Source organism: Rhodococcus wratislaviensis (assembly GCF_900455735.1).
Lineage (GTDB): Bacteria > Actinomycetota > Actinomycetes > Mycobacteriales > Mycobacteriaceae > Rhodococcus_F > Rhodococcus_F wratislaviensis.
The window spans coordinates 731,628-750,276 of the sequence record NZ_UAUI01000011.1 but is presented as its reverse complement, the minus strand read 5'-3'; the positions used below and the strand labels follow the sequence as shown (position 1 = coordinate 750,276).

At 65.5% G+C, this 18,649-nt stretch carries 19 protein-coding genes; 3 read left to right on the top strand and 16 right to left on the bottom strand.

Annotated elements, in window-relative coordinates; genetic code table 11:
• Nucleotides 1-11: 11 nt before the first annotated feature.
• The 12 genes from DTA22_RS17155 to DTA22_RS17100 form a co-directional block, all read right to left on the bottom strand.
• On the bottom strand, nucleotides 12-722 hold the full coding sequence (locus DTA22_RS17155; protein WP_037231281.1) for an SDR family oxidoreductase: 711 nt from the start codon (nucleotides 720-722) through the stop codon (nucleotides 12-14).
• Entirely contained in the window at nucleotides 719-2,038 is a 1,320-nt protein-coding gene (locus DTA22_RS17150; RefSeq protein ID WP_037231282.1) for a PucR family transcriptional regulator, read from the bottom strand. Before DTA22_RS17150 ends, DTA22_RS17155 begins: the two co-directional genes overlap by 4 nt.
• 5 nt (nucleotides 2,039-2,043) lie before the next feature.
• The gene (locus tag DTA22_RS17145; RefSeq protein WP_009475507.1) at nucleotides 2,044-2,964 is read right to left on the bottom strand and encodes an LLM class flavin-dependent oxidoreductase; all 921 of its coding nucleotides are present in this window, start codon (nucleotides 2,962-2,964) and stop codon (nucleotides 2,044-2,046) included.
• 81 nt (nucleotides 2,965-3,045) lie between these two features.
• Nucleotides 3,046-3,828: an SDR family NAD(P)-dependent oxidoreductase gene (locus DTA22_RS17140; RefSeq protein ID WP_037231285.1), complete on the bottom strand. Its 783-nt coding sequence runs from the start codon at nucleotides 3,826-3,828 to the stop codon at nucleotides 3,046-3,048.
• Nucleotides 3,829-3,873: 45 nt separating this feature from the next.
• On the bottom strand, nucleotides 3,874-4,209 hold the full coding sequence (locus DTA22_RS17135) for a non-heme iron oxygenase ferredoxin subunit (protein ID WP_037231287.1): 336 nt from the start codon (nucleotides 4,207-4,209) through the stop codon (nucleotides 3,874-3,876).
• Between the two features lie 30 nt (nucleotides 4,210-4,239).
• On the bottom strand, nucleotides 4,240-4,743 hold the full coding sequence (locus tag DTA22_RS17130; RefSeq protein ID WP_112300216.1) for an aromatic-ring-hydroxylating dioxygenase subunit beta: 504 nt from the start codon (nucleotides 4,741-4,743) through the stop codon (nucleotides 4,240-4,242).
• A gap of 60 nt (nucleotides 4,744-4,803) precedes the next feature.
• The gene (locus DTA22_RS17125; protein ID WP_112300215.1) at nucleotides 4,804-6,117 is read right to left on the bottom strand and encodes an aromatic ring-hydroxylating oxygenase subunit alpha; all 1,314 of its coding nucleotides are present in this window, start codon (nucleotides 6,115-6,117) and stop codon (nucleotides 4,804-4,806) included.
• On the bottom strand, nucleotides 6,114-6,401 hold the full coding sequence (locus tag DTA22_RS17120) for a hypothetical protein (RefSeq protein ID WP_112300214.1): 288 nt from the start codon (nucleotides 6,399-6,401) through the stop codon (nucleotides 6,114-6,116). The genes DTA22_RS17125 and DTA22_RS17120 overlap by 4 nt, the downstream gene beginning before the upstream one ends.
• A gap of 11 nt (nucleotides 6,402-6,412) precedes the next feature.
• The gene (locus tag DTA22_RS17115; protein WP_112300213.1) at nucleotides 6,413-7,609 is read right to left on the bottom strand and encodes an NAD(P)/FAD-dependent oxidoreductase; all 1,197 of its coding nucleotides are present in this window, start codon (nucleotides 7,607-7,609) and stop codon (nucleotides 6,413-6,415) included.
• A gap of 72 nt (nucleotides 7,610-7,681) precedes the next feature.
• Entirely contained in the window at nucleotides 7,682-8,926 is a 1,245-nt protein-coding gene (locus DTA22_RS17110) for an MFS transporter (protein WP_112300212.1), read from the bottom strand.
• Nucleotides 8,927-9,015: 89 nt separating this feature from the next.
• On the bottom strand, nucleotides 9,016-9,999 hold the full coding sequence (locus DTA22_RS17105; RefSeq protein WP_112300211.1) for an alpha/beta fold hydrolase: 984 nt from the start codon (nucleotides 9,997-9,999) through the stop codon (nucleotides 9,016-9,018).
• Nucleotides 9,986-11,026, bottom strand: coding sequence for an amidohydrolase family protein (locus DTA22_RS17100; protein ID WP_255309489.1), 1,041 nt, complete (start codon nucleotides 11,024-11,026; stop codon nucleotides 9,986-9,988). The genes DTA22_RS17105 and DTA22_RS17100 overlap by 14 nt, the downstream gene beginning before the upstream one ends.
• A gap of 220 nt (nucleotides 11,027-11,246) precedes the next feature.
• Between DTA22_RS17100 and DTA22_RS17095 the strand changes: the two genes are divergently transcribed.
• Together DTA22_RS17095 and DTA22_RS17090 are read left to right on the top strand one after the other, a co-directional pair.
• The gene (locus tag DTA22_RS17095; protein WP_245973413.1) at nucleotides 11,247-12,053 is read left to right on the top strand and encodes an IclR family transcriptional regulator; all 807 of its coding nucleotides are present in this window, start codon (nucleotides 11,247-11,249) and stop codon (nucleotides 12,051-12,053) included.
• Between the two features lie 119 nt (nucleotides 12,054-12,172).
• Nucleotides 12,173-13,234 (top strand): DODA-type extradiol aromatic ring-opening family dioxygenase, encoded by a 1,062-nt coding sequence (locus tag DTA22_RS17090; protein WP_112300209.1) that lies wholly within the window; start codon nucleotides 12,173-12,175, stop codon nucleotides 13,232-13,234.
• A 73-nt stretch (nucleotides 13,235-13,307) separates the two neighbouring features.
• Here DTA22_RS17090 and DTA22_RS17085 read toward each other — a convergent pair whose 3' ends face one another.
• From DTA22_RS17085 to DTA22_RS17070, 4 genes are all read right to left on the bottom strand, one after another.
• On the bottom strand, nucleotides 13,308-14,105 hold the full coding sequence (locus tag DTA22_RS17085; RefSeq protein WP_112300208.1) for an SDR family NAD(P)-dependent oxidoreductase: 798 nt from the start codon (nucleotides 14,103-14,105) through the stop codon (nucleotides 13,308-13,310).
• Between the two features lie 28 nt (nucleotides 14,106-14,133).
• Nucleotides 14,134-15,288 (bottom strand): acyl-CoA dehydrogenase family protein, encoded by a 1,155-nt coding sequence (locus DTA22_RS17080; protein ID WP_112300207.1) that lies wholly within the window; start codon nucleotides 15,286-15,288, stop codon nucleotides 14,134-14,136.
• Between the two features lie 212 nt (nucleotides 15,289-15,500).
• Nucleotides 15,501-16,031, bottom strand: a complete 531-nt coding sequence (locus DTA22_RS17075; RefSeq protein ID WP_112300206.1) for a MarR family winged helix-turn-helix transcriptional regulator — start codon at nucleotides 16,029-16,031, stop codon at nucleotides 15,501-15,503.
• 55 nt (nucleotides 16,032-16,086) lie between these two features.
• On the bottom strand, nucleotides 16,087-17,067 hold the full coding sequence (locus DTA22_RS17070) for a quinone oxidoreductase family protein (protein WP_112300205.1): 981 nt from the start codon (nucleotides 17,065-17,067) through the stop codon (nucleotides 16,087-16,089).
• A 268-nt stretch (nucleotides 17,068-17,335) separates the two neighbouring features.
• Here DTA22_RS17070 and DTA22_RS17065 point away from each other — a divergent pair, with 268 nt between their 5' ends.
• Nucleotides 17,336-18,475 (top strand): LuxR C-terminal-related transcriptional regulator, encoded by a 1,140-nt coding sequence (locus DTA22_RS17065; protein ID WP_037231319.1) that lies wholly within the window; start codon nucleotides 17,336-17,338, stop codon nucleotides 18,473-18,475.
• The last annotated feature ends 174 nt before the right edge of the window (nucleotides 18,476-18,649 follow it).

Sequence of the window (18,649 nt, the reverse complement as noted above, 5' to 3'; positions counted from 1 at the left end):
CGCGGGCGCCGTCAGCGCTGTGCCACCGAGGACGTGACCGTGCGGGTGTTCAGTCCGTCGCCGGCGTCGACGGTGAGGAACTGGCCGGTGACACTGCGAGCCGTAGGGGAGGCGAAGAACGCGACGGCGTCCGCGATGTCGGCCGGGTCGACGAAGCCGTTGGGCATCGATGCGAGCCACGCGTCCTGGATGTCCTGCGGCATGGACAGAATGCCGGAACTGGCGGTCATTCCGGGTAGGACCGCGTTGGCGGTGATGCCCAGGGCGACATTCTCGGCCGCAACGGTCTTGACCAGACCGAGCAGGCCGGCCTTCGTGGTGCTGTAGGAGACCTGGGCCGGCATGCCCTGCGTGCCTGCGGTACTGGAGATGACGACGACGCGCCCGTACCGCCGTTCCCGCATTCCCGACAGGCACTGCTGGAGCACTCGAAAGGTCCCGGTGAGATTGACGTCGAGATCCTTCCGCCACTTGTCGATCGACAAGCTGTGCGCGGCACCGAACATCGTCGTCAGCCCCGCGTTCGCGACGTAGACGTCGATGTCGTCGAGTGCCGGCAGTTCGTCGGCGGACATGTCGGCCTGATACGTGCAGCCAGGTGAACGGTCGAGAGTGACGACCTCCATCCCGTCGGCCTCGAGGCGGGCGACGATGGCCTTGCCGATCCCGCCCTCGCGTGCGGCACCGGTCACCAGGGCCTTGCGGCGGCGCGGGTCGGTCATGCGGTTCTCCGTTCGTCGGTGAGCGACGCGGTGTCGTCCTTCGCATCGGCGCAACGACTTTCGGCGTGGAGTGCCGGATGGTCGCGTAGCCGAAGGACGAGTAGTGCGGTGTGGATGCTCAGTTGATGGGTCGCGTCGCCGGTGACGTCGAGACCGGTAAGGGTGTGCACCCGCGACAACCGGAGACGGACCGTGTTCTCGTGCACGCCCAGCCTGGTGGCGGTGCGGCGCATGCCGCGATTCTCCTCGAACCAGACAGCCAGTGTGCGAATCAGTTCGGCCGACGCGACATTGTCGTCGAGGAGGGGGCCGAGCATGTCGTCGATGAAGTGCCGAATCGCCGACACCTCGCCGTTCGCCAGGAACAGCCGGGCGGGTCCCAGATCGTCGACGGCGAGAACGCGGTGTCCGGTTCCGTCGGTGAAACGGTCGATGCAGCGCACGACCTCCCGGGCCTCCCGATATGCGCGGACGAACGAATCGGGTTCATACACGGACGACACCCCGGCAATCAACCCGCCCGTCGGGCTCAGTTCGGTGACCGCGGCCTCGAGGGTCGCGGTGATGCGCCGGACGACGGTCGGCGATGCGGCATGCGCGGGCGCCTCGATGAGCAGGAGGATTCCCTCCGACCCGCGCGTCGACAGCACCTCCAGGCCGAGCGCCCGCTCGGTGTACTCGGCGAGGGTGCGGTCCAGATCGTCGGGCGCTCCCTCGGGTTCGCGGACATACACCAGGGCGCGGTGGGCGTGGACGTTCACACCGAGGTATTCGGCACCGGCCGCGAGATCGGCCCAGGCGCCGGAGCCGCGAACGAGTTGGCGGGCGAGATTCGACCGGGCGTTCCAGGCGACCCGCGTGATGCGACGCTGAGTGAGGAACTGCGCCCCGATGCGACGGGCGCAGCGGAGGGTCACGTACTCGTCCGTGGGAACGAACGGCGTGGGTTGTTCGTCGACGACGAGCCATCCGAGGTGTTCACCGCGTTCGACGATCGCGCTGAGGATCTTGCGCCGCGACAACCCGGTGCCCAGTTCGGCAGCGATGAGGACGGGGTCCGCGCCGGTCGGGGCCGGCTGCCCGCCCACGATGTCGCCGAGTGGTGGGAACGCGGTCTGCCTGGCCGCCTCGGGTCGGGTGGACGCAACGATGTGGCCCTTGCGATCGAACAGGGTCACCGCCTTTCCGGTGGCCTCGGAGCAGACCCGGACGATAGCGGACAGGCAGTCGACCGCGACGGCGGCGTCGTCGAGAAGTTCGTCGAACATGCTGAGCGGCAGATGCTTACGGCCGCTGTGCTCGTCGGAGGTGGGCATCGACGTCAGCGGTGATGGTCGAGGAGCAGCGCGCGGACCGAGGCCGTGTGCTCGATGGCCGATTCCATCGACGTGGTTGCCGGGACCAGGGTGATGTTGTCGGCGCCTGCCTCGACGAACGAGTTCAGCCACTCGGCCACCTGCTCGGGGGTGCCGGCGGGTGCGAGATGTCGGAACTTCTCGCGCGGTAACTGGTACAGCGCCTGCATTTTCTCGCCGACCAGACGATCTGCGACCGCGGCATCGGTGTCGAGGCCACACCACACGTTGACACCGAACGAATCCGGAGCGCGGTTCTCCTTCGCTGCGGCGTCGAGGATCGCGGTTCGCGTCTCGGCGAAGCGCCGCGGAGTGCAGAAGATACCGAGCCAGCCGTCGCCGTACCGGGCGGTGCGTCGGATGGCGGATTCGCCGCGGCCACCGATCAGGATCGGCACCTGCGGTTGAGGCATCGGCAGGATGCGCGCGCGGTCGAGGGTGAAGAACTCGCCGTGATGCGTTACCTCCTCGCCGGTGAGGACGGCGCGCAATACGTCGAGGGTCTCGTCGAGGCGACGGCCGCGGGTGCTGGGGTCGACCCCGCTGTTCGAGATCTCGGAGCGGTCCTCGCCGCCCACACCGGCGCCGAGGACCAACCGGCCGGGAGCGATCTGCGACAGCGTCGCTATCTGGCGCGCAGCGAGCATCGGATGCCGCAGACCGAGCAGGTAGACACCGATGATCACCGACAGCGTGTCGTGGGCCGACAGCACGGACGTCGCCGACACCATGCCGTCGAACCCGGTACCGCCGTGGAAGCTGATGTGGTCACCGACGGTGATGTGGTCGATCCCCGCCTCTGCCGCGGAATCGAGGAGAAGCCGCCGATCTGCGGGTTTCGGCACAAGGAGTGCGTCGGTGACCGACAATCCCACTCTGATCGACACGCTGATCTCCTCTCATGCGAATGGACTGACCATAAACTTTCCAACCAGCGGATGGCAAGGACGGGGTGTGCAACGCCGTGGTCACAGCATCGAGCTGCCACCGTTCACGCTGATCACTTGACCGGTGACGTAGGACGCTTCTTCGGACGCGACGAAGGCGACTGTGGCCGCTACTTCTTCGACCGTTCCAGGGCGATCCATCGGGATGAGGGTGCGCATCTGGGCGCCGAATATCGCCATGTCGTCTTTCACTTCGGGCGGTGCGGAGGCCAACTTGGCGGCGGCCTCCGGCGTCTCGATCCATGCCGGAGCGACCGTGTTCACGGTGATTCCGGAATCCGCGAACTCCCGCGCGAGCCCGGTTCCGAATGCATGAACTCCACCCTTCGCGGCGTTGTAGATCGCGTGCCGGTACAAACCATTGCGTACGGATTCGGCTCCGATGTGGACGATCCGGCCGTATCCGGCGTCCACCATGTGGGGTAGTGCTTCGAGCGTGGTGTACAGGGTGGTCCAGAGATTGCGGTCGATGGTGGCCCGCAATGTTTCCTCGGTGTGGTCGAACGTCGGAAGGATGACGCCGCCGCCCGCGCAGTTCACCAGCACGTCTATCGCACCGCGTTCGGTGACCGTCCTCCGGATGAGGTCGGCGGCATCCTCTCGTTGCGAGAGGTCTCCGACGACCGTGGTCACCGACGCCGCGTTGCCGGGCCGAAGGTGTTCGGCGACCGCCTCCACGGCGTCCGCACTGAGGTCTCCGAGAACGAGATCGGCACCCTCATCCGCCAGCCGCACGGCGATGGCGCGGCCGATGCCGCTGCCGGCCCCGGTGACAACCACGGTCCGGCCTTTGAACCTGTTCATGTTGTGGTATTACCTTCCGCTGGAATGCGCTGCACGCGAGAGCGTTCAGTCTTCGTTCGGTGCTATGTACACCCGGCCGTCGGTCACGACAGTTCGGTACTTCTTCAGTGCGAGAACCGCGGGAAAGCACAGGGGCGCCCCGGTGCGGACGTCGAACCGGGCCATGTGGAGCGTGCAGAGCACCTCGTGCCCCTCGAGCTCGCCCTCCTCGCCCAGCGACCACTTCTCGTGACTGCAGGAGTCGGACGTGGCGAAGAACTCGCCGTCGACGCGAAAGACGGCGATCCCGCCATCGGCGTCCAACCGGAGGTTTTCACCGTCGGTCAGATCGTCCTCGTTGCACGCGAAGATCAGTGCTTCGGTGGACACTTCTGGTGCCATGGTCGGCCCTCTCGTAAAGCGCGGATGCGTTCAGATGATGAAGCTGATCTTGCCCTGGGGATCGAGCATGTCGTGAGCCAGAACGGCACGCTTTCGACGGATCAGGAACGACGAGTTCCGGGGGACGAGCTCGTACTCGTATCGGCCGACGTACGTGTCGAACTTGCCGGCCTTTGCCCGGTTGATGATGAAATTTGCGGTGAGGGAGATCGATTCGTCGGTTTCGTCGAGAATCTGCACGTTGCCGACGATCCGGCTCGTCTGAGAGTGCGGAAACTCGGCGTGCGCTTCGGGCTTCTTGAGGCGGATCACGCGTTGTTCGAGCATGGTGCGACCGTCGTTGATGAGCGACCAGGTGAGACCGGGGTCTGCGTCCGGACGGTCCGTGGCGGGCACCTCGTACGTGCAATCGAGTGTGAACAGATCGAGCCACTCCTCGAGCCGCCATCGATCGATCAGGCCGGCTTCGTGGAAGAGGAACTCCTCGACTGCGCTACGAGTGGTGATGGACGGTGTCTCCGATACGGAAGTCATAGGGATGTCCTTCTGCGATGACGAGCTGCGTTGTGGATGATGCGGTGTGATCCAGCGAGGTCAGGCATCGACACCCTGTTTGTCGAAGGGGACGAAGGACGTTCCCTCGGTGGGGAGCTGTTCTCCGGTGATGCGCCTGTTCCATTCTCGCCACCACGACCGCATCTGCAGTTCGTCGTTGGCCGCCGGGACGGGCTTGCCCATTCCCTTCGACACGTCGGACCAGCCGACTTCGCCGCGTGCGCCGAACCCCTTCTGGGCCTGCTCGAGCGCCTCGACGTCGTCCGGGGTTGCGAGCCCCGCCGGTCCCCAGAACGTGAGCGCGTTGTTGATGCGATATTTGACGAACTCCTCGTCGACGCCCTTGGGGATGATCTGCCAGCCGGTGACGAGGGTTTCCGATGCGCTGACCGGGTAGAACGTGCGCAGCGTCAGTCCGAAGCTGAGGTCGATCAGGATGAGGCTGGGAAAGAACACCGAGTTTCGTGCGAGACCGAACATCGCGTTGGCGTAGTTCTCACCGAACGCCTGCTCGGCCTGTGATCGAAGGCCGGCGAGGGTCTGCTTGACGCTGTCGGTCGCCAGCGGGAGTCCGTTGGCCGGATACATCAGTGTGGCATGCCCGTTCGGGAACTCGGTGCCCATACCGGCCGGCGCGACACCGTTGACGGTGTCCTTGCCGAGCATCGGGGGTGTGGCGCCGAGCTCCATCATCATCTCGAAGTAGGTGTGGTGGACGGACTTGGCGTGGTATCCGTCGATGCTGTTCTCGACGAGGAGCTTCCAGTTGGCCTTCAGCGAATACTTGTGCGTTCCCTCCAGGATGGCGACGCCTTCGGGGGACTGATCGGCTGCCAGATCGATGAAGTAGCGGGCTTCACCGAGGAACGTCAGCAGATCCGGTGCGTCGGGATCGAAGTTCACGAAGTAGAGCCCGCGGTAGGAGTCCACCTGTGCAGGGGACTGCAGACCCTTGTACACGGCCGCCGGCTCGCTCTTGTAGTCCTCGTTGCCGGGCACGTTGACCAACTCGCCCGAATTCCGGTACGCCCAGCCGTGGTAGAAGCAGGTGAAGATCTTGGCGTTGCCGGAGCTGTGCCGGCAGACGGAGGACCCGCGGTGCAGGCAGGTGTTGAGCAGCACCCGGACGTCACCGTGGCGGTCGCGGTTGAAGATCACCGGCCGGCCGCCGACGTCCCGGGTCTGGAAGTCGTTCTTGCCGGGAATTTCGGACTCGTGTCCGACGTAGAGCCACGTCTTGCCGAAGATCTCTTTTCGCTCGCGCTGCAACACGTCTTCAGAGGTGAAGGCTTCACGGTTGACCCGGAAGAGGTTGTTCTCGCGGTCGTCGATGATGAATTGCTCTGCGGTCATGAGGATGATCCGTTCTGATGAGGTGTCGGGTTGGCTGCGGCGAGGTCTCGGAAGAGCCAACTGTCGGGATCGGAGCCGGTGGCCGGAACGACCAGAACGGCGGTGGGGCCGATTGTCATCCAGTTCCTTCCGTCGTCGTCGGGTTCGGCGGGCAGGATCTCGACGGTCGTGAAGACCTCTTTGCTCAGGTCGTGGGTCCCGATGATCACGTTGACCTTGCAGCCCTCGGTCTCGATGTGCAGGATCTTGTCCGGGCCGCCTCTGAAATGCTGGATCTGACGCATGGGTGCCTTCCTTATCGGGCGGGGGTTTGTTGGCCAACGAGGTCCTCGAGATTCCCGCCGCGACGGTGGTTCTTGCGAAATGCGGCGACGACTCGGGCGTCGTTGACGCTGACCTGGGCGATCGGCTTGTGGTCGGCGTCGGTGTAGACGGCGCGGAACCGGCCCTCCGACATCGACCCCTCACGATGGGCGAGTACGCCGAGCGAGGGCATCCCGACGATCTGGATCCGGGCGCCGTACTGGTCGGACCACACGTACGGAAGCTGCGGTGCAGGGGGCTCGGCACCGGTGACGATCGCCGCGACGGCGTCGGCTTGCTCACCGGCACTGGTCCAGTGCTCGATCCGAGCAGTCACACCCAACAGCGGATGCCGACGCAGAGCGAGGTCGCCTATGGCGAAGATCGACGGGAAGCCTTCGACCTCGAAGCGGTCGGTGCACTGCACCCCGCCGTCGATGGGAAGCCCACTTCCCCCGAGCCACTGCGTATTCGGTACTGCGCCGACGCCGACGACGACGAGGTCGGCGGGTACTTCAGTTCCGTCGGCGAGGGCGACCCCTTCGACCCGCTCGCTGCCGAGGAAACGCTCGACCCGCGCTCCGGTGACGAGCTTTGCCCCGCCCCGGGTGTGGATCGAGGAGATCTCATGACCGACCTCGTCGCCGAAGATGTGACTCATCGGGACATCGAGTGCCTCGATCAGGGTGACGTCGAGTCCCCGGCCTCGCGCCGCGGAGGCGAATTCGGCGCCGATGAATCCGGCCCCCACCACGGCGACGCGTGGCCCGGCGGCGAGTGCTTCTCGGAGGGCCGTCGCGTCGTCGAGCGTGCGCAGCGTGTGAACCCCGGCCGGAGCGTCGGGAATCGGCAGCGTGCGCGCGTAGGCGCCGGTCGCGATCACCAATTGCACGTAGGAGAACTGCTCGCCGGTGTGGGTGAGCACCACCCGCCGTGCCGGGTCCAGGCGGGTGGCGCGCACGCCCAACCGGACGTCGAGGTCGAACTCTGCTGCGAGGTCGGGGGTGAGGAGGCGCGGCACGTCCGGAACATCTCCCTCGGCCAGAAGATCCTTGGACAGCGGGGGCTTGTCGTACGGCCAGTGCTCCTCGCTCTCGAGGAGCACGATGCGCCCGGCGAAACCGCGCTGCCGCAGAGCGATTGCTGTTCTGGTGCCTGCAACCGAGGCGCCGACGATCAGGAAGGACATAGTCGAAACGTAGCGACGTCGCGCGCCCGCGTGGTGCGTAGTTCCGGCCGCTGGAACACCTCAGAGTGCAGATCAGCCCGGATGCACTCGTCGCACGATGCGCAGTACGGCCGCTCCTCCAGCGTTGGTTACGACAGCCGCCGCGGCCACACACAACAATGTCGCCGCCGTGCCGATCGCGAACGAACTGTGCAGCCAAGCGATCGCGGTCGGCAATCCGAACCCCAGGTAGCCGAGGCAGTAGACCCGCCCGGTCATGGTCCCCAACCTGCCGGGCGGAGCCAATCGCTCACAGTCGCGCAGGCAACCGACCAACGTCAACCCGTAGCCGATCCCCAGCACTGATGCGGCGACCACGGCCAGCCAGAGCGCCTCGGTTGCGGCGGCGCCGGCGGCCGCGAGCGTGCCGGTTACAACGAGTGCCACTCCTGTCGTCCGCGCCGGACCCGTTCGCCGTTCGGCGGTCCCGACCAGCCGCTGCGCGAGGAAGCCCAAACCCAGACTGAGGAGACATAGCAGTCCGGAGAAAGCAGTGGCGAAGCCGTTCAGTTGGGGCGCGACGATGGACGGGAGGACCGCGTAGGCGATACCCAGCGCGCCGAAGATCCACGGAGCCGCGGGGATCACCAGGAGATGAAATGCGCCGGGGAGTGGTGTTCGCGCCGGCGCCCTGCCCGGCGGTACCGCCGGTGTGCGTGCTGTCTTCGGTGTGAATCGCACGACCAGCACCGCACCGGCAGCGCAGAGGATCACGTGCAGGGCATAAGGCGCAGTGGTCGGCGCGGGTGCCCACTGGGCGAGGGCGCCCGCGGCGCCGGCGCCCACGGCGAATCCGCTGGTCAGACTCATCGCCGACGCTCGTGGAGCGCGGCCGGGTGTGTTCGTCAGCGAGTCGAGCGCCAGCCCGCCGACCACCATCCCGATGCCCAGTGCCACGCCGGTCGACATTCGCCCGGCGAACATCAGAACGGGGTTGTGCGACCCAGCCGCGACCAGGATCGAACCCAGTGCGCTCGCGGGCACGGCGAGGACCAGGGGAGCCCGGGGGCCCCACCGCTCGGCGAGTCGATGGGCGAGCAGAAGCGAAGGTATCAAGCCGATCACATACGCGAACAGCAGCGTGTTTACGGCGAGTTCGCTGTACCCGCGCTCCGCCCGGTACATGGTCAGCAACGGCGTGAACTGATTACCTCCCCACGCCACCACGAACATTGCCGCGCAGACTGAAAGCCAGGTCCGGTCACGACGACCGGGTTCCCGCGCCTCCGTCGTGGGGGTTGGTGACTTTCCGGTCGAAGCAGTGTGCGGCACAGACATCGAACACGTCCTAGGTTTCGCGAGGGGGTGAAACGGCCGAAAGGCCGACACCGAATCCTGAGATTCGGAGCCGGCCGTCGGTGGAGAAGTCAGGCAGGGACCAGGGAGCGATCGATCAACGGCAGTTCGGGGCGACGGTCGGAGACGCCGGCGGCATCGGCGAGATCTCCGGAGACCTTGCCGTCCCGGAAGAACTCCAGGAAGACCGGGTTGAACAGATCGGGCCGGTCGGTCTGACCCTGGTGGCCGCACTCGTCGGGGTAGAAGAACTGGACATTGGGCAGGTGGTCTTCCTGGACGTATCCCCACTCGACCGGAGTCAGGATGTCCTGGCGGCCGTACAGGTAGAGCCCCGGAGTGCTCAACCGGTCCAGACGCCCCTTGGTGGCCAGACGGGCGGCGCGATTCTCGTCTGTCCAGTCGGTGATCCGGCGGTATTGCAACAGAGTGGGCCAGAACTTCGCGTGCGCGTCCATCCGGTCCCTCGCCGAGAGGTAACGCATGTCGATCAGATCCTCACTGATCGCCTCGCCGCGGTGGATGATCGCCTCCATCATCGTGCGCATTCCCTCGCGTGTGCCGTCGTAGGCGGTGAGACGGAACTCGCCCGCCGGCGGTGTCAAATGTTCCGGGACCACGTCGCCGACGTCTCCCGCGATCAGGATGAAGCTCTTGACCTTGTCCGGGTGTGCGACGGTGTAGTTGACCGTGTTCATGCAACCCATGGAATTGCCCGCGAGGTGGAACTCGTCGAGGCACAGCGCGGTGGCGAACTGGTCGATGAAGTCGACGAAGGACTCCATGCCGTCCGGCCAGTACTCCTCCCGCGTGTCCGACAGGCCGAAGCCCGGCATGTCGGGGCAGTAGACGCGAAAACCGTTCTCGCCGAGGTAAGGAGCCATGAAGCGCCATCCCGCGAGACCCGACGACCCGGGTAGGCCGCCGTGGAGCAGGATCACGGCGGGGCCGGACGTGCCGGCAGTCATGTAATGCGCGCGAGCGCCGTTCGCCAGTCGGACCCACCGGCTGGCGAGCCCGGGAACGTCGACGAGATTTTCATCAGTGAGTGCCATAGTGATCTTCCTTTATCGGTGAGAAGTGATCGGTGACGAGCGCGCCCGAGGACAGTCCGAGGAATTCGAGTGCGTTGTCGCGCAGGATTCTCGGTACCGTTCCGGGCGGCAGGTACTGTGCCGCAGAGTCCAAGTCCGCCAGTCCACCTTCGGGTTCACCCGGGATGAATGGGTGATCGCTACCGAGCAGCACCCTGTTCGAGCCGAAGCGGTGCACCAATGCCGGCAGGTGGGCCGCATCGAACACCAAGGTGTCTGCATACAGCCGCGATACGAGGTGGTCCAGCTCCTCGGGGAGGTGGGTGGCGGCAATCTGCGCGCCGAGGCGCAGTCGCGGGTACGCCCAGGGGAAGGTGCCGCACCCGTGGACCATCGCGATGCGCAGTCCTCGATGGCGGTCCAGAACCCCGCCGAAGACGAGCGCGGTGGCCGCCAACGCGGTGTCCGACGGCATCCCCAGTCCGAAGTCGTAGGTGAATCCGGAACGGCGCACCGCGCCGCCGCCGCCGTCGACGGGATGGACGAGCACCGCGAGTCCGAGGCTGTCGGCGGCGTCGAAGAAGTACGCCAGCGCCGGGTCGTCCAACTCCGTCCCATTGATTCGCGTGCCGATCTCGACGCCGCGAAGACCCAAAACCTCGGAAAGGTAACGTAGTTCGGCCAGGCAGCCGGGAGGTGACCCGAGGGGGACGGTTCCGATGCCGATGAGTCTGCCGTTACTTTCTGCCACCGCGCCGGCGACGGACTCGTTGATCCACCGGCAGTACGCGGCGAACGGTGCGGCCGGGGCACCGTACGCCAGTGTGACCGGAACGGGAGAGATCGCCTGCACCCCGATACCGGCACGATCCATGTCCTCCAGACGCGCCCGTACGTCCCAGAGTGGGCGCCGGACGACGCGGAAGTTGTCGGACCCGCGAACCAGCCTTCCCTCTGCCGGAGAGTCGACCACCAATCGAGGTGCTCGCGAAAAACCTGCGATGACCTCGGCAGGAGGAGCGCCCGGGGGGAAGTAGTGCGCATGCACATCGATGGTGCCGGGTGGAACCACGAGGTCTCCTTTCGTGCGCAACCTGTTGTTCGAGGGAACGTTAGGTGGTCACCCGAGACGGCGGCGGCCGCTGTTCCGGGGGCTGGAACCGGGCGGTGAAACCCGTACCCTGAATGCCGGCACGTTGTGACCGCCGTTACAGTGGGTTTCCCCGTGGGTCGGCGGAGCGGAGGGTGCGGAGGCCCGGATGGTGCACATGGCAGAAGACAAGCAAGACGTCGGTGGCGCGGAGAGTACGCCTCCCTCCATCCTGGCGAAAGCGTTCTTGGTCATCGGAGCGTTCAACGAGCGTGATCGGGTGCTGACACTGACTCAGATCAGCAGGAAGACGGGTCTGCCCAAGTCGACGGTCCACCGTTTGCTGCAGCGTTTGGGTGAGCTGGATGTGATCGAGGAACACGGTGCGGGGTACAGGCTCGGTATCCGCCTGCTGCAGTTGGTTTCTTCTATGCCGGTGGACGGAATGCGCGAGGTCGCGTTGCCGCACTTGGCCCAGTTGCAGGCGTGGTCGAAGGAATCGGTGCATTTCGGCGTTCTCCGGGGCAACGAGGTCGTCGTGCTGCAGGCGCTCTTCGCCGTGGATCACGCGCGGCCAATCGGGGAGGTGGGCACCCGGATCCCCGCGCACCTGTCCGCGATGGGCCGGGCGATGATGGCGTACCTGCGTGAAGACGAGCTCACCGAACTGCTGTCCGGCCCCCTCGTCGGAATCACGCCGAAGTCCATCACGGACCCGGCCCGGATTCACGAAGAATTGAAGCAGGTGCGGGTATCGGGAGTTGCCGTCCAGAAGGATGGTGTGGTTCTCGGCCTGGGCAACATCGCTGCGCCCGTCCTGATCAAAGGCCGGCCGATGGGTGCTGTCGCCGTTCAATTCGACTCGTCGAAGCAGGTTTCGGAGTCGGTGATCAACGCCGTGAAGCTGACTGCGCACCGCATTTGTAGTGACACCACCCAGATGCTCGCCCAGGGTAGGGGAGATCTGTTTCCGTTCGACGACTGATCACCGCGTTCCGGGCACTGGAACTTGCTGTGCGTGGAGCACGCGCACGTCACACGATGGGGAGCGATACGCCCGGCGCGTGTGACGGTGCCGAGGCGCCACCTCAGAAAGGACGGCCAATGGGAGACTTCCTCGCTCTCGGCATGACGCACTACCCGCTGTTGGCGGGAACCGACGAGCACATGGCAGGTCTGCTTCGATGGACCCTCACCGATCCGGATATCCCGGCGGAGGAGAAGGACCCGGCACATTGGCCGGACCGGATGCGCCGCGAATGGTCGGACGACGGCGGAACGGCCGCCGCAACCGCACATCGCGCGGAACTGGTGTCGAATCTGACTCGGGTGCGTGAAGCCGTCGACGAGTTCGCCCCCGACGTCGTCGTGGTGTGGGGTGACGACCAGTACGAGAACTTCCGCGAGGAGGTGGTGCCCCCGTTCTGCGTGCTCGCCTACGGCGACCTCGAGGTGCCCGCGTTCGAGGTGATGAACGAGAGGGGCAGCCCGAACTACTGGGGCAAGCCTGACGACTTCGAGATCGTGATGCGCGGCGACGTGTCCGGAGCCAGGCAACTCACGGACGGCCTGATCGAGCGCGGATTCGACATGGCGTACTCGTACAAGAAACGCGCCGGCGCGCATTTTCCGCACGCCATCCTCAACACGCAGTTATTCCTCGACTACGAGAACGCCGGTGCGGAGATGGCGTACCCCTTCATCCCGATAACCGTCAATTGCTATGGGCAGCACGCCATCGCGCGAAAGGGCGGATTGGCCAGATTCGCCGATATCGAGTCGGAGGTGCTCGACCCGGCGGGCCCGACACCGGCGCGGTGTTTCCAAGTGGGTCGCGCGGTCGCGCAGCACTTCCGCGACCGCGACCTCAGGGTGGCGTTCGTCGCCTCCTCCAGCTGGTCCCACGCCTTCCTGGCGGACAAGCTGTGGCATATGCGCCCCGACACCGAGGCCGACATGCGCATCTACAAGGCGTTGCTCGAAGACGACTTCGCGCTGATGCGCAACTACACCAGCGCAGAAGTCGTCGACGCCGGCCAGCACGAGATCCTCAACTGGTTCTGCATGCTCGGTGCGGTCGAGGAACTCGGCCTGCGGCGGGAATGGTCGGACCTCGTGGTGACCGACGTCTTCAACTCCAACAAGGCATTTGCGGTCTACGCATAGCCGGGTGCGACGGTCGTGGCCGGTGGTTCGAGAACCACCGGCCACTGTCATGTTCCGTGCAGGGAGTGGAGGGTCACGCCGCCGAAATTCCCCCGTTCACGCTGATCGCCTGTCCGGTCAGGCGGCGCGCCGCCGGCGATGCGAGGAAGACGGCCAGTGCGGCAATATCGTCGGATTCGGGAACGCCGAGATGCGCCTGCTGAGCGGCCTTGGCGAACAGCTTTGCGCTGAATCCGTCGGAGGTGATCCGTTCGGTCGACGCGGTCCCGTTGACGAGTGAGGGCGTCAGGACGTTGGCGCGAATCCCGCTTCGCTTGGCTTCGATGGCGAGGGTGCGAGTGAACATGATGATTGCAGCCTTTGCGGCCCCGATCACCGATTCGCCCGGCGTCGCGGTCTTGCCCGCATCCGAGGCGACGTTGATGATCACGCCACCCTTCCGCGCTGTCATGTGAGGGACGATCTCGCTCGCAAGATACATGCACGGCAACGCAAGTTGGTTGAATGTCCTAGCGATGTCGTCGGTGGGGATGTTCGCGAAGAGTTCCGGCCGAACGTCGGCGGCCGTCGTGGAGACGAGAATGTCCACGCCGTCGAGGATCCGCTCGGCCTCGGACGCGATGTGAGCGGCGCCGTCGACGGTGGTCGCGTCGGCGGACAGGAAGATCACGTCGCATGCCGAGTTGACGGATGAGATGTGCTCCCGAGCAGCCTCTCCGCGTTCAGCTCCGCGTCCGACGATCAGGATGCGCGGTGCCCCGGCCTGCGCCAGTCCCACAGCCGTCGCGAGGCCGATGCCGGCCGTGCCGCCCACGATCAGTCCACTGCTGTCCTTCAGTTCCTTCGGGGGCGAGATTTCGTGCGTACCCATTCGTGTACTCCGTTCGGGGGTGATGTTGTCAGAGGGATACTGTGCCGCGCGCGAAAAGGTCCTTCGCGATGATCCGCTTCTGGATCTCTGCAGTGCCGTCCGCGACGAGGTAGGCGGTGACGTCGCGGTAGCGTTGCTGCAGGGGAGATTCCGTGGAGTAGCCGAGGTTGCCGTGGACTCGCATCGCGAACTCGATCGCGTTCTTGGCCACGACGGGCGGCCACCACTTGCTCATCGACGCCAGCGCAGTGTGCGGCTGGGCCGTTTCCCGGAGCCACAGCGCACGGTAGCAGATCCAGCGCGCACCCTCCAGATATGTTGCGTGTTCGGAGAATTGGAACGCCAGACCCTGATGTTCGGAGAGTGGCTGCCCGAACGTCTCCCGCTGCTTGGCGTATGCGGCGGCTTCCTCCAGGCTTTGCTTTGCCGCCCCGAGGCACATCAGACCGAGGGCGGCACGGCTGAAGTCGAAGTGGTCCATGACCGAGTGGAAGCCCCTGCCGAGTTCACCGACAAGGTGGGATTCGGGAATCAAGACATCCGACAGATGAAAGCTTCCCCAGCCCAGCGGCAGACAGCCCATGCCGGGCATGTGGCTGACGGTGACGCCTTCCGCGTCGAGTGGCACGACGAAGCAACTGACGCCCCGAGCGCGACTCGATCCGGGCTCGCGCGCATAGACGAGGGCCGCGGTGGCATTCATCGCCCAGGAGATCGCTGTCTTCTCACCGCTCAGGCGCCACCCGCCGTCGACCGCCGTTGCGGTGGTGGTCAGTGCACCTGCGTCGGACCCCGACCCGGGTTCGGTCAGGGCGATGGCGATGGTCTGCTCACCGCGGATGAGGGGAGGAAGATAACGCTCCTGAATCTCGTCCCGGCACAGCGCCAGTTGGGAGGCGACGAGGCCGATCTGGACGGGGGCCGACGCCATGTTCACGTCGCCGTAGGCCAGGGTTTCGGTGGCGAGTCCGAGCAGAACGGGATCCTCGGTGCCGGTTCCGCCGTACTGCTCGGGCAGGCCGATGCCCAGCAGACCGAGGTCGCCGATTTTCTTCATGATGTCGAAGGGGAATTCGGTCGACGCCGCGCGGTCGCGATAACCCGGGAGGAGGACACGATCACTGAACGCTGCCAGCGTCTTCCGGAACTCTTCCTGTTCGTCGGTGAATGCAAATGAAACCATCGGAGGCGCTCCTGTGCGTTGCTTGGCTCGGGACGGGGAAGACGAAGCGCGGCGCGCAGTGAGTAGCCGGACGGTCCGTTCCGTGCCCGTAAGAAGTATTCTAGGTTTGAATAGTAGGTCGCCAAAGCATCTGGGGCAAGAGGTGTGCACCAAGTAGTTGCACTCCGCCACGGAAAGCGTGGTCCGAAGCCCAGCCGAAAGAGGGGCTGGGCTCAGTTCCCGGTTTCGACGTCGCCGACGGCGCGACGGACGAGTTGCAGTTGCTCGACCAGGGATTCGAGCGTCTCGGTGTCGACCGACGCCAGGCCGAAACGAACCCCGGCGAGAAGATCATTCGCTTCCTCGACCACGGTCATGCCTGCCGGGGTCAGCGTGGCGAGAACGGTTCGGCGGTCCGTGGTGTGCGCGCGGCGTTCGACGAGGCCGGCCTTCACGAGTTGATCGACCGCCATCGAGACCGTGGTGGGGTGGACCATGAGGTATTTGCTCAACTTGCCGAGCGTCCGAGTTTGTTCGTCGGACAGTTGTAGCGAAGTGAGAATGAGGTATGCGTTGCGCGACAAGCGAAGTGAGCGAAGCTCCCGGTCCATGGCGCGGACGACCCATTGATGGGTGCGCAGCAACGCCATGGTTGTGGCGAACTCCAGTTCGGCCGAATCCCGCGACTCCGCCCATTCGGTGCGCATCCAGTCGACCACATCACCGCGATCGTCGTCGGCGGGAGCCGGCGGTTCACTCGCCACTGGGCGTCCTCTCCTCGTCACCGAACCACGTTGCGGTCGATGATAGACACCGCTCTCAGCCGTGGGACAGAACGACCTTGCCGAATCCGCTTCCCTGCTCGAGATGCTTGTGCGCGGCCGCCGCCTCCGCGAGCGGGAGCACGGCACTGATGGGGACCGGAGGGACGTCCTTCGCGTCGAGCAGCGTCAGAAGTCCGGCGAAATCCTGTGGGCTGCCCATCGTGGTTCCGATCAGTTCGTACTGGCCGAAGTAGAACGGCCGGACGTCGAGGCTGGCGAGATCGCTGCGCGACGCCCCCAGCACGACCAGCCGGCCACCCGGTCGCAGCGCTGCGATGGACTGCTCCCACGTCCCGACGGAGTCGAGGACGAGATCGAACCCCTGCCCCTCCGGGGACAGCGCTCGCGCGGCGTCCGGCCACTCGGGGTCGGTGTAAAGGACGCCGTTGGCGGCGCCGAGCTCCTGGGCCTGCGTGATCTTGGAGGCAGAAGAGGACGTGACGGTGACGTTGGCGCCGATCGCGGAAGCGAGCATTACTGCCATCGTCGCGACGCCACCGCCGGCGCCCAGGACGAGGAGATTCTCACCGGCGCGGAGGCGTCCGCGGGTGAAGAGGGCGCGGTAGGTCGTGAGTCCGACCAGGGGCAGGGCAGCCGACTGTTCCCAATTGAGGCCACGAGGCTTCGGGGCGACGCAGTTTTCCGGGACGCGGACCAGCTCGGCGTAAGTGCCGCGCTGGTGGTCGCCGAGGATCTCCCACTGCGCACCGGGGGCCGCCTCGCGGTCGCCCCACCACAGCGACGGGAGGACGAGGACCTCCTCGCCCGTGTCCGTGCGGATACCCGCGCCGTCGGCGCCGAGGACATGGGGCAGTGGGGACGAGTACTTGCCCCGGCGAACGAGAACGTCGTGCCAATTGAGCGCGGCGGCCTTCAGTCGGACAGTGACCCAGCCCGGGCTCGCAACCGGATCGGGAATCGATTCCAACCTCAAGACGTCCGGCTCCCCGAACTCTCGTAAAACCACGGCGTCCACAGAATTCCTTTCGGTCGTACCTTTTTAATGGTAACATTGTTGCAGCAAAGAGCGCTGCTTGGCCGGGCAGGCGCACGGTGTCTGGTGCCAGCTCTGGAACGCGCACCCTCCCAACGCTATTGGTCACTCCATGCTATGTGCGGCGCGTCTTGCCCTCAGTGCGCGAATCGTGTTTAGTGATGGCAGTCACATATACTGGGTTGTCGGATGAGGAACGTCTGCCTTGCGACGCAATCCGCGTCGTGAGGCAACTGGACTACGGAGCGTGATGAGTCGGACAGCGCAGTCGGTCGCAGTGCGGGACGAGGGCCTCGTTCAGCACGCGCACGAGTATGTAGAACTGGCAGCGAAGATCCTCGGGCCGGGTTTCCGTGCTTGCAGCTTCAATGATGCCTATGTCGCACTCGCCGCTGCCCGACACCAACTCGGGGACGCGCTGACCGAAGGACGCCTGCCCGAGGCTGACATCGAGGAGGCGTGCTTCCTCCTGGTCCGGATCGAAGAACACCAGGAGCGGTGCGCCGAGAGCGCGGCCATCAGCCGTGCCGCCGAGTTGCGTGCCGTCCACGACGCCGCGGCCGGGCTACGGGATCTCGCATCCGATGACATCGTTCAGGCGGCACCATTGGCGATCTGTTCTGCGCTCCCGTTCGCGCGCGCCATGATCTCGGCGATCAGTGGATCACTGTGGCGACCGCAGAGACTCCACGTGCAGCCCGAATTCGACGGGTCACCGATGGATTTCTCGTACTTCGTTGATTCCGCGGAATTTTCGTTGTCGGAGGCGCGGCTGGAGACGGAACTCGTCCGCAGGCGAGTGCCCGCCCTCGTTCCAGCGCCGGCAGACGACGACCGGACGTTCAAAGAGATCGTGGCTGTGTCACGCTGCTCCAGCTATGTTGCCGCGCCCATAGTTTCCAAGGGCAGAGTGATAGGCCTCGTACATGCTGATCGTCCTGGCGTGCGGGACTCGCTCGACCCGGACGACCGCGACCGATTGGACGCGTTCGCAACGTTCTTCGCTCTCGTGTACGAGCAAGCGGTACTGCGGGAACGAATCTGCGCGCAGCGGACGCGACTCGCAGCCTCCTTCGACGCCACCGATTCGATGCTCGAACGCATGCAGAAGACGGAACTGGGCCTGCGTCCCCCGCCGGACGTGCGGTCCTCCGTCCCTCGACGCATCGTCGACGAGACCAGCGCGGTGGAGGTGAACGCGGTCTTGACGTTCCGCGAGCGCGAGATCCTCTCCCATATCGCGACCGGAGCCACCAACAATCAGATTGCGCAGACACTCGTGATTTCCGAGGGAACCGTGAAGTCACACGTCAAGCACATCCTCAAGAAGCTGCGGGTGCCTACGCGGGCCGCGGCGGCGGTGCTCTATTCCCACCAGAACCGACGATGACGGGCACGCCATCGTGAACAATGGCCAATCACCGGCACAGAACTCGGCACGGTCGCGAGCCGAGGCCGAAGGTCTGAAGACGGCCACATCGCTTCTCGGCCGCTTGCGTAAGGAATTCGGTTTCGGGCCAGAGTCCCCGACTGAGACGCGGAAGGCGTCACCGGGCCTCGTGCT

What these genes read in the sequence shown, in the direction of transcription:
- DTA22_RS17155 (WP_037231281.1), bottom strand. Translation starts at nt 722, where the DNA reads ATGACCGACCCGCGCCGCCGCAAGGCCCTGGTGACCGGTGCCGCACGC.
- DTA22_RS17150 (WP_037231282.1), bottom strand. Translation starts at nt 2,038, where the DNA reads ATGCCCACCTCCGACGAGCACAGCGGCCGTAAGCATCTGCCGCTCAGC.
- DTA22_RS17140 (WP_037231285.1), bottom strand. Translation starts at nt 3,828, where the DNA reads ATGAACAGGTTCAAAGGCCGGACCGTGGTTGTCACCGGGGCCGGCAGC.
- DTA22_RS17135 (WP_037231287.1), bottom strand. Translation starts at nt 4,209, where the DNA reads ATGGCACCAGAAGTGTCCACCGAAGCACTGATCTTCGCGTGCAACGAG.
- DTA22_RS17130 (WP_112300216.1), bottom strand. Translation starts at nt 4,743, where the DNA reads ATGACTTCCGTATCGGAGACACCGTCCATCACCACTCGTAGCGCAGTC.
- DTA22_RS17125 (WP_112300215.1), bottom strand. Translation starts at nt 6,117, where the DNA reads ATGACCGCAGAGCAATTCATCATCGACGACCGCGAGAACAACCTCTTC.
- DTA22_RS17120 (WP_112300214.1), bottom strand. Translation starts at nt 6,401, where the DNA reads ATGCGTCAGATCCAGCATTTCAGAGGCGGCCCGGACAAGATCCTGCAC.
- DTA22_RS17115 (WP_112300213.1), bottom strand. Translation starts at nt 7,609, where the DNA reads ATGTCCTTCCTGATCGTCGGCGCCTCGGTTGCAGGCACCAGAACAGCA.
- DTA22_RS17110 (WP_112300212.1), bottom strand. Translation starts at nt 8,926, where the DNA reads ATGTCTGTGCCGCACACTGCTTCGACCGGAAAGTCACCAACCCCCACG.
- DTA22_RS17105 (WP_112300211.1), bottom strand. Translation starts at nt 9,999, where the DNA reads ATGGCACTCACTGATGAAAATCTCGTCGACGTTCCCGGGCTCGCCAGC.
- DTA22_RS17095 (WP_245973413.1), top strand. Translation starts at nt 11,247, where the DNA reads ATGGCAGAAGACAAGCAAGACGTCGGTGGCGCGGAGAGTACGCCTCCC.
- DTA22_RS17090 (WP_112300209.1), top strand. Translation starts at nt 12,173, where the DNA reads ATGGGAGACTTCCTCGCTCTCGGCATGACGCACTACCCGCTGTTGGCG.
- DTA22_RS17085 (WP_112300208.1), bottom strand. Translation starts at nt 14,105, where the DNA reads ATGGGTACGCACGAAATCTCGCCCCCGAAGGAACTGAAGGACAGCAGT.
- DTA22_RS17080 (WP_112300207.1), bottom strand. Translation starts at nt 15,288, where the DNA reads ATGGTTTCATTTGCATTCACCGACGAACAGGAAGAGTTCCGGAAGACG.
- DTA22_RS17065 (WP_037231319.1), top strand. Translation starts at nt 17,336, where the DNA reads ATGAGTCGGACAGCGCAGTCGGTCGCAGTGCGGGACGAGGGCCTCGTT.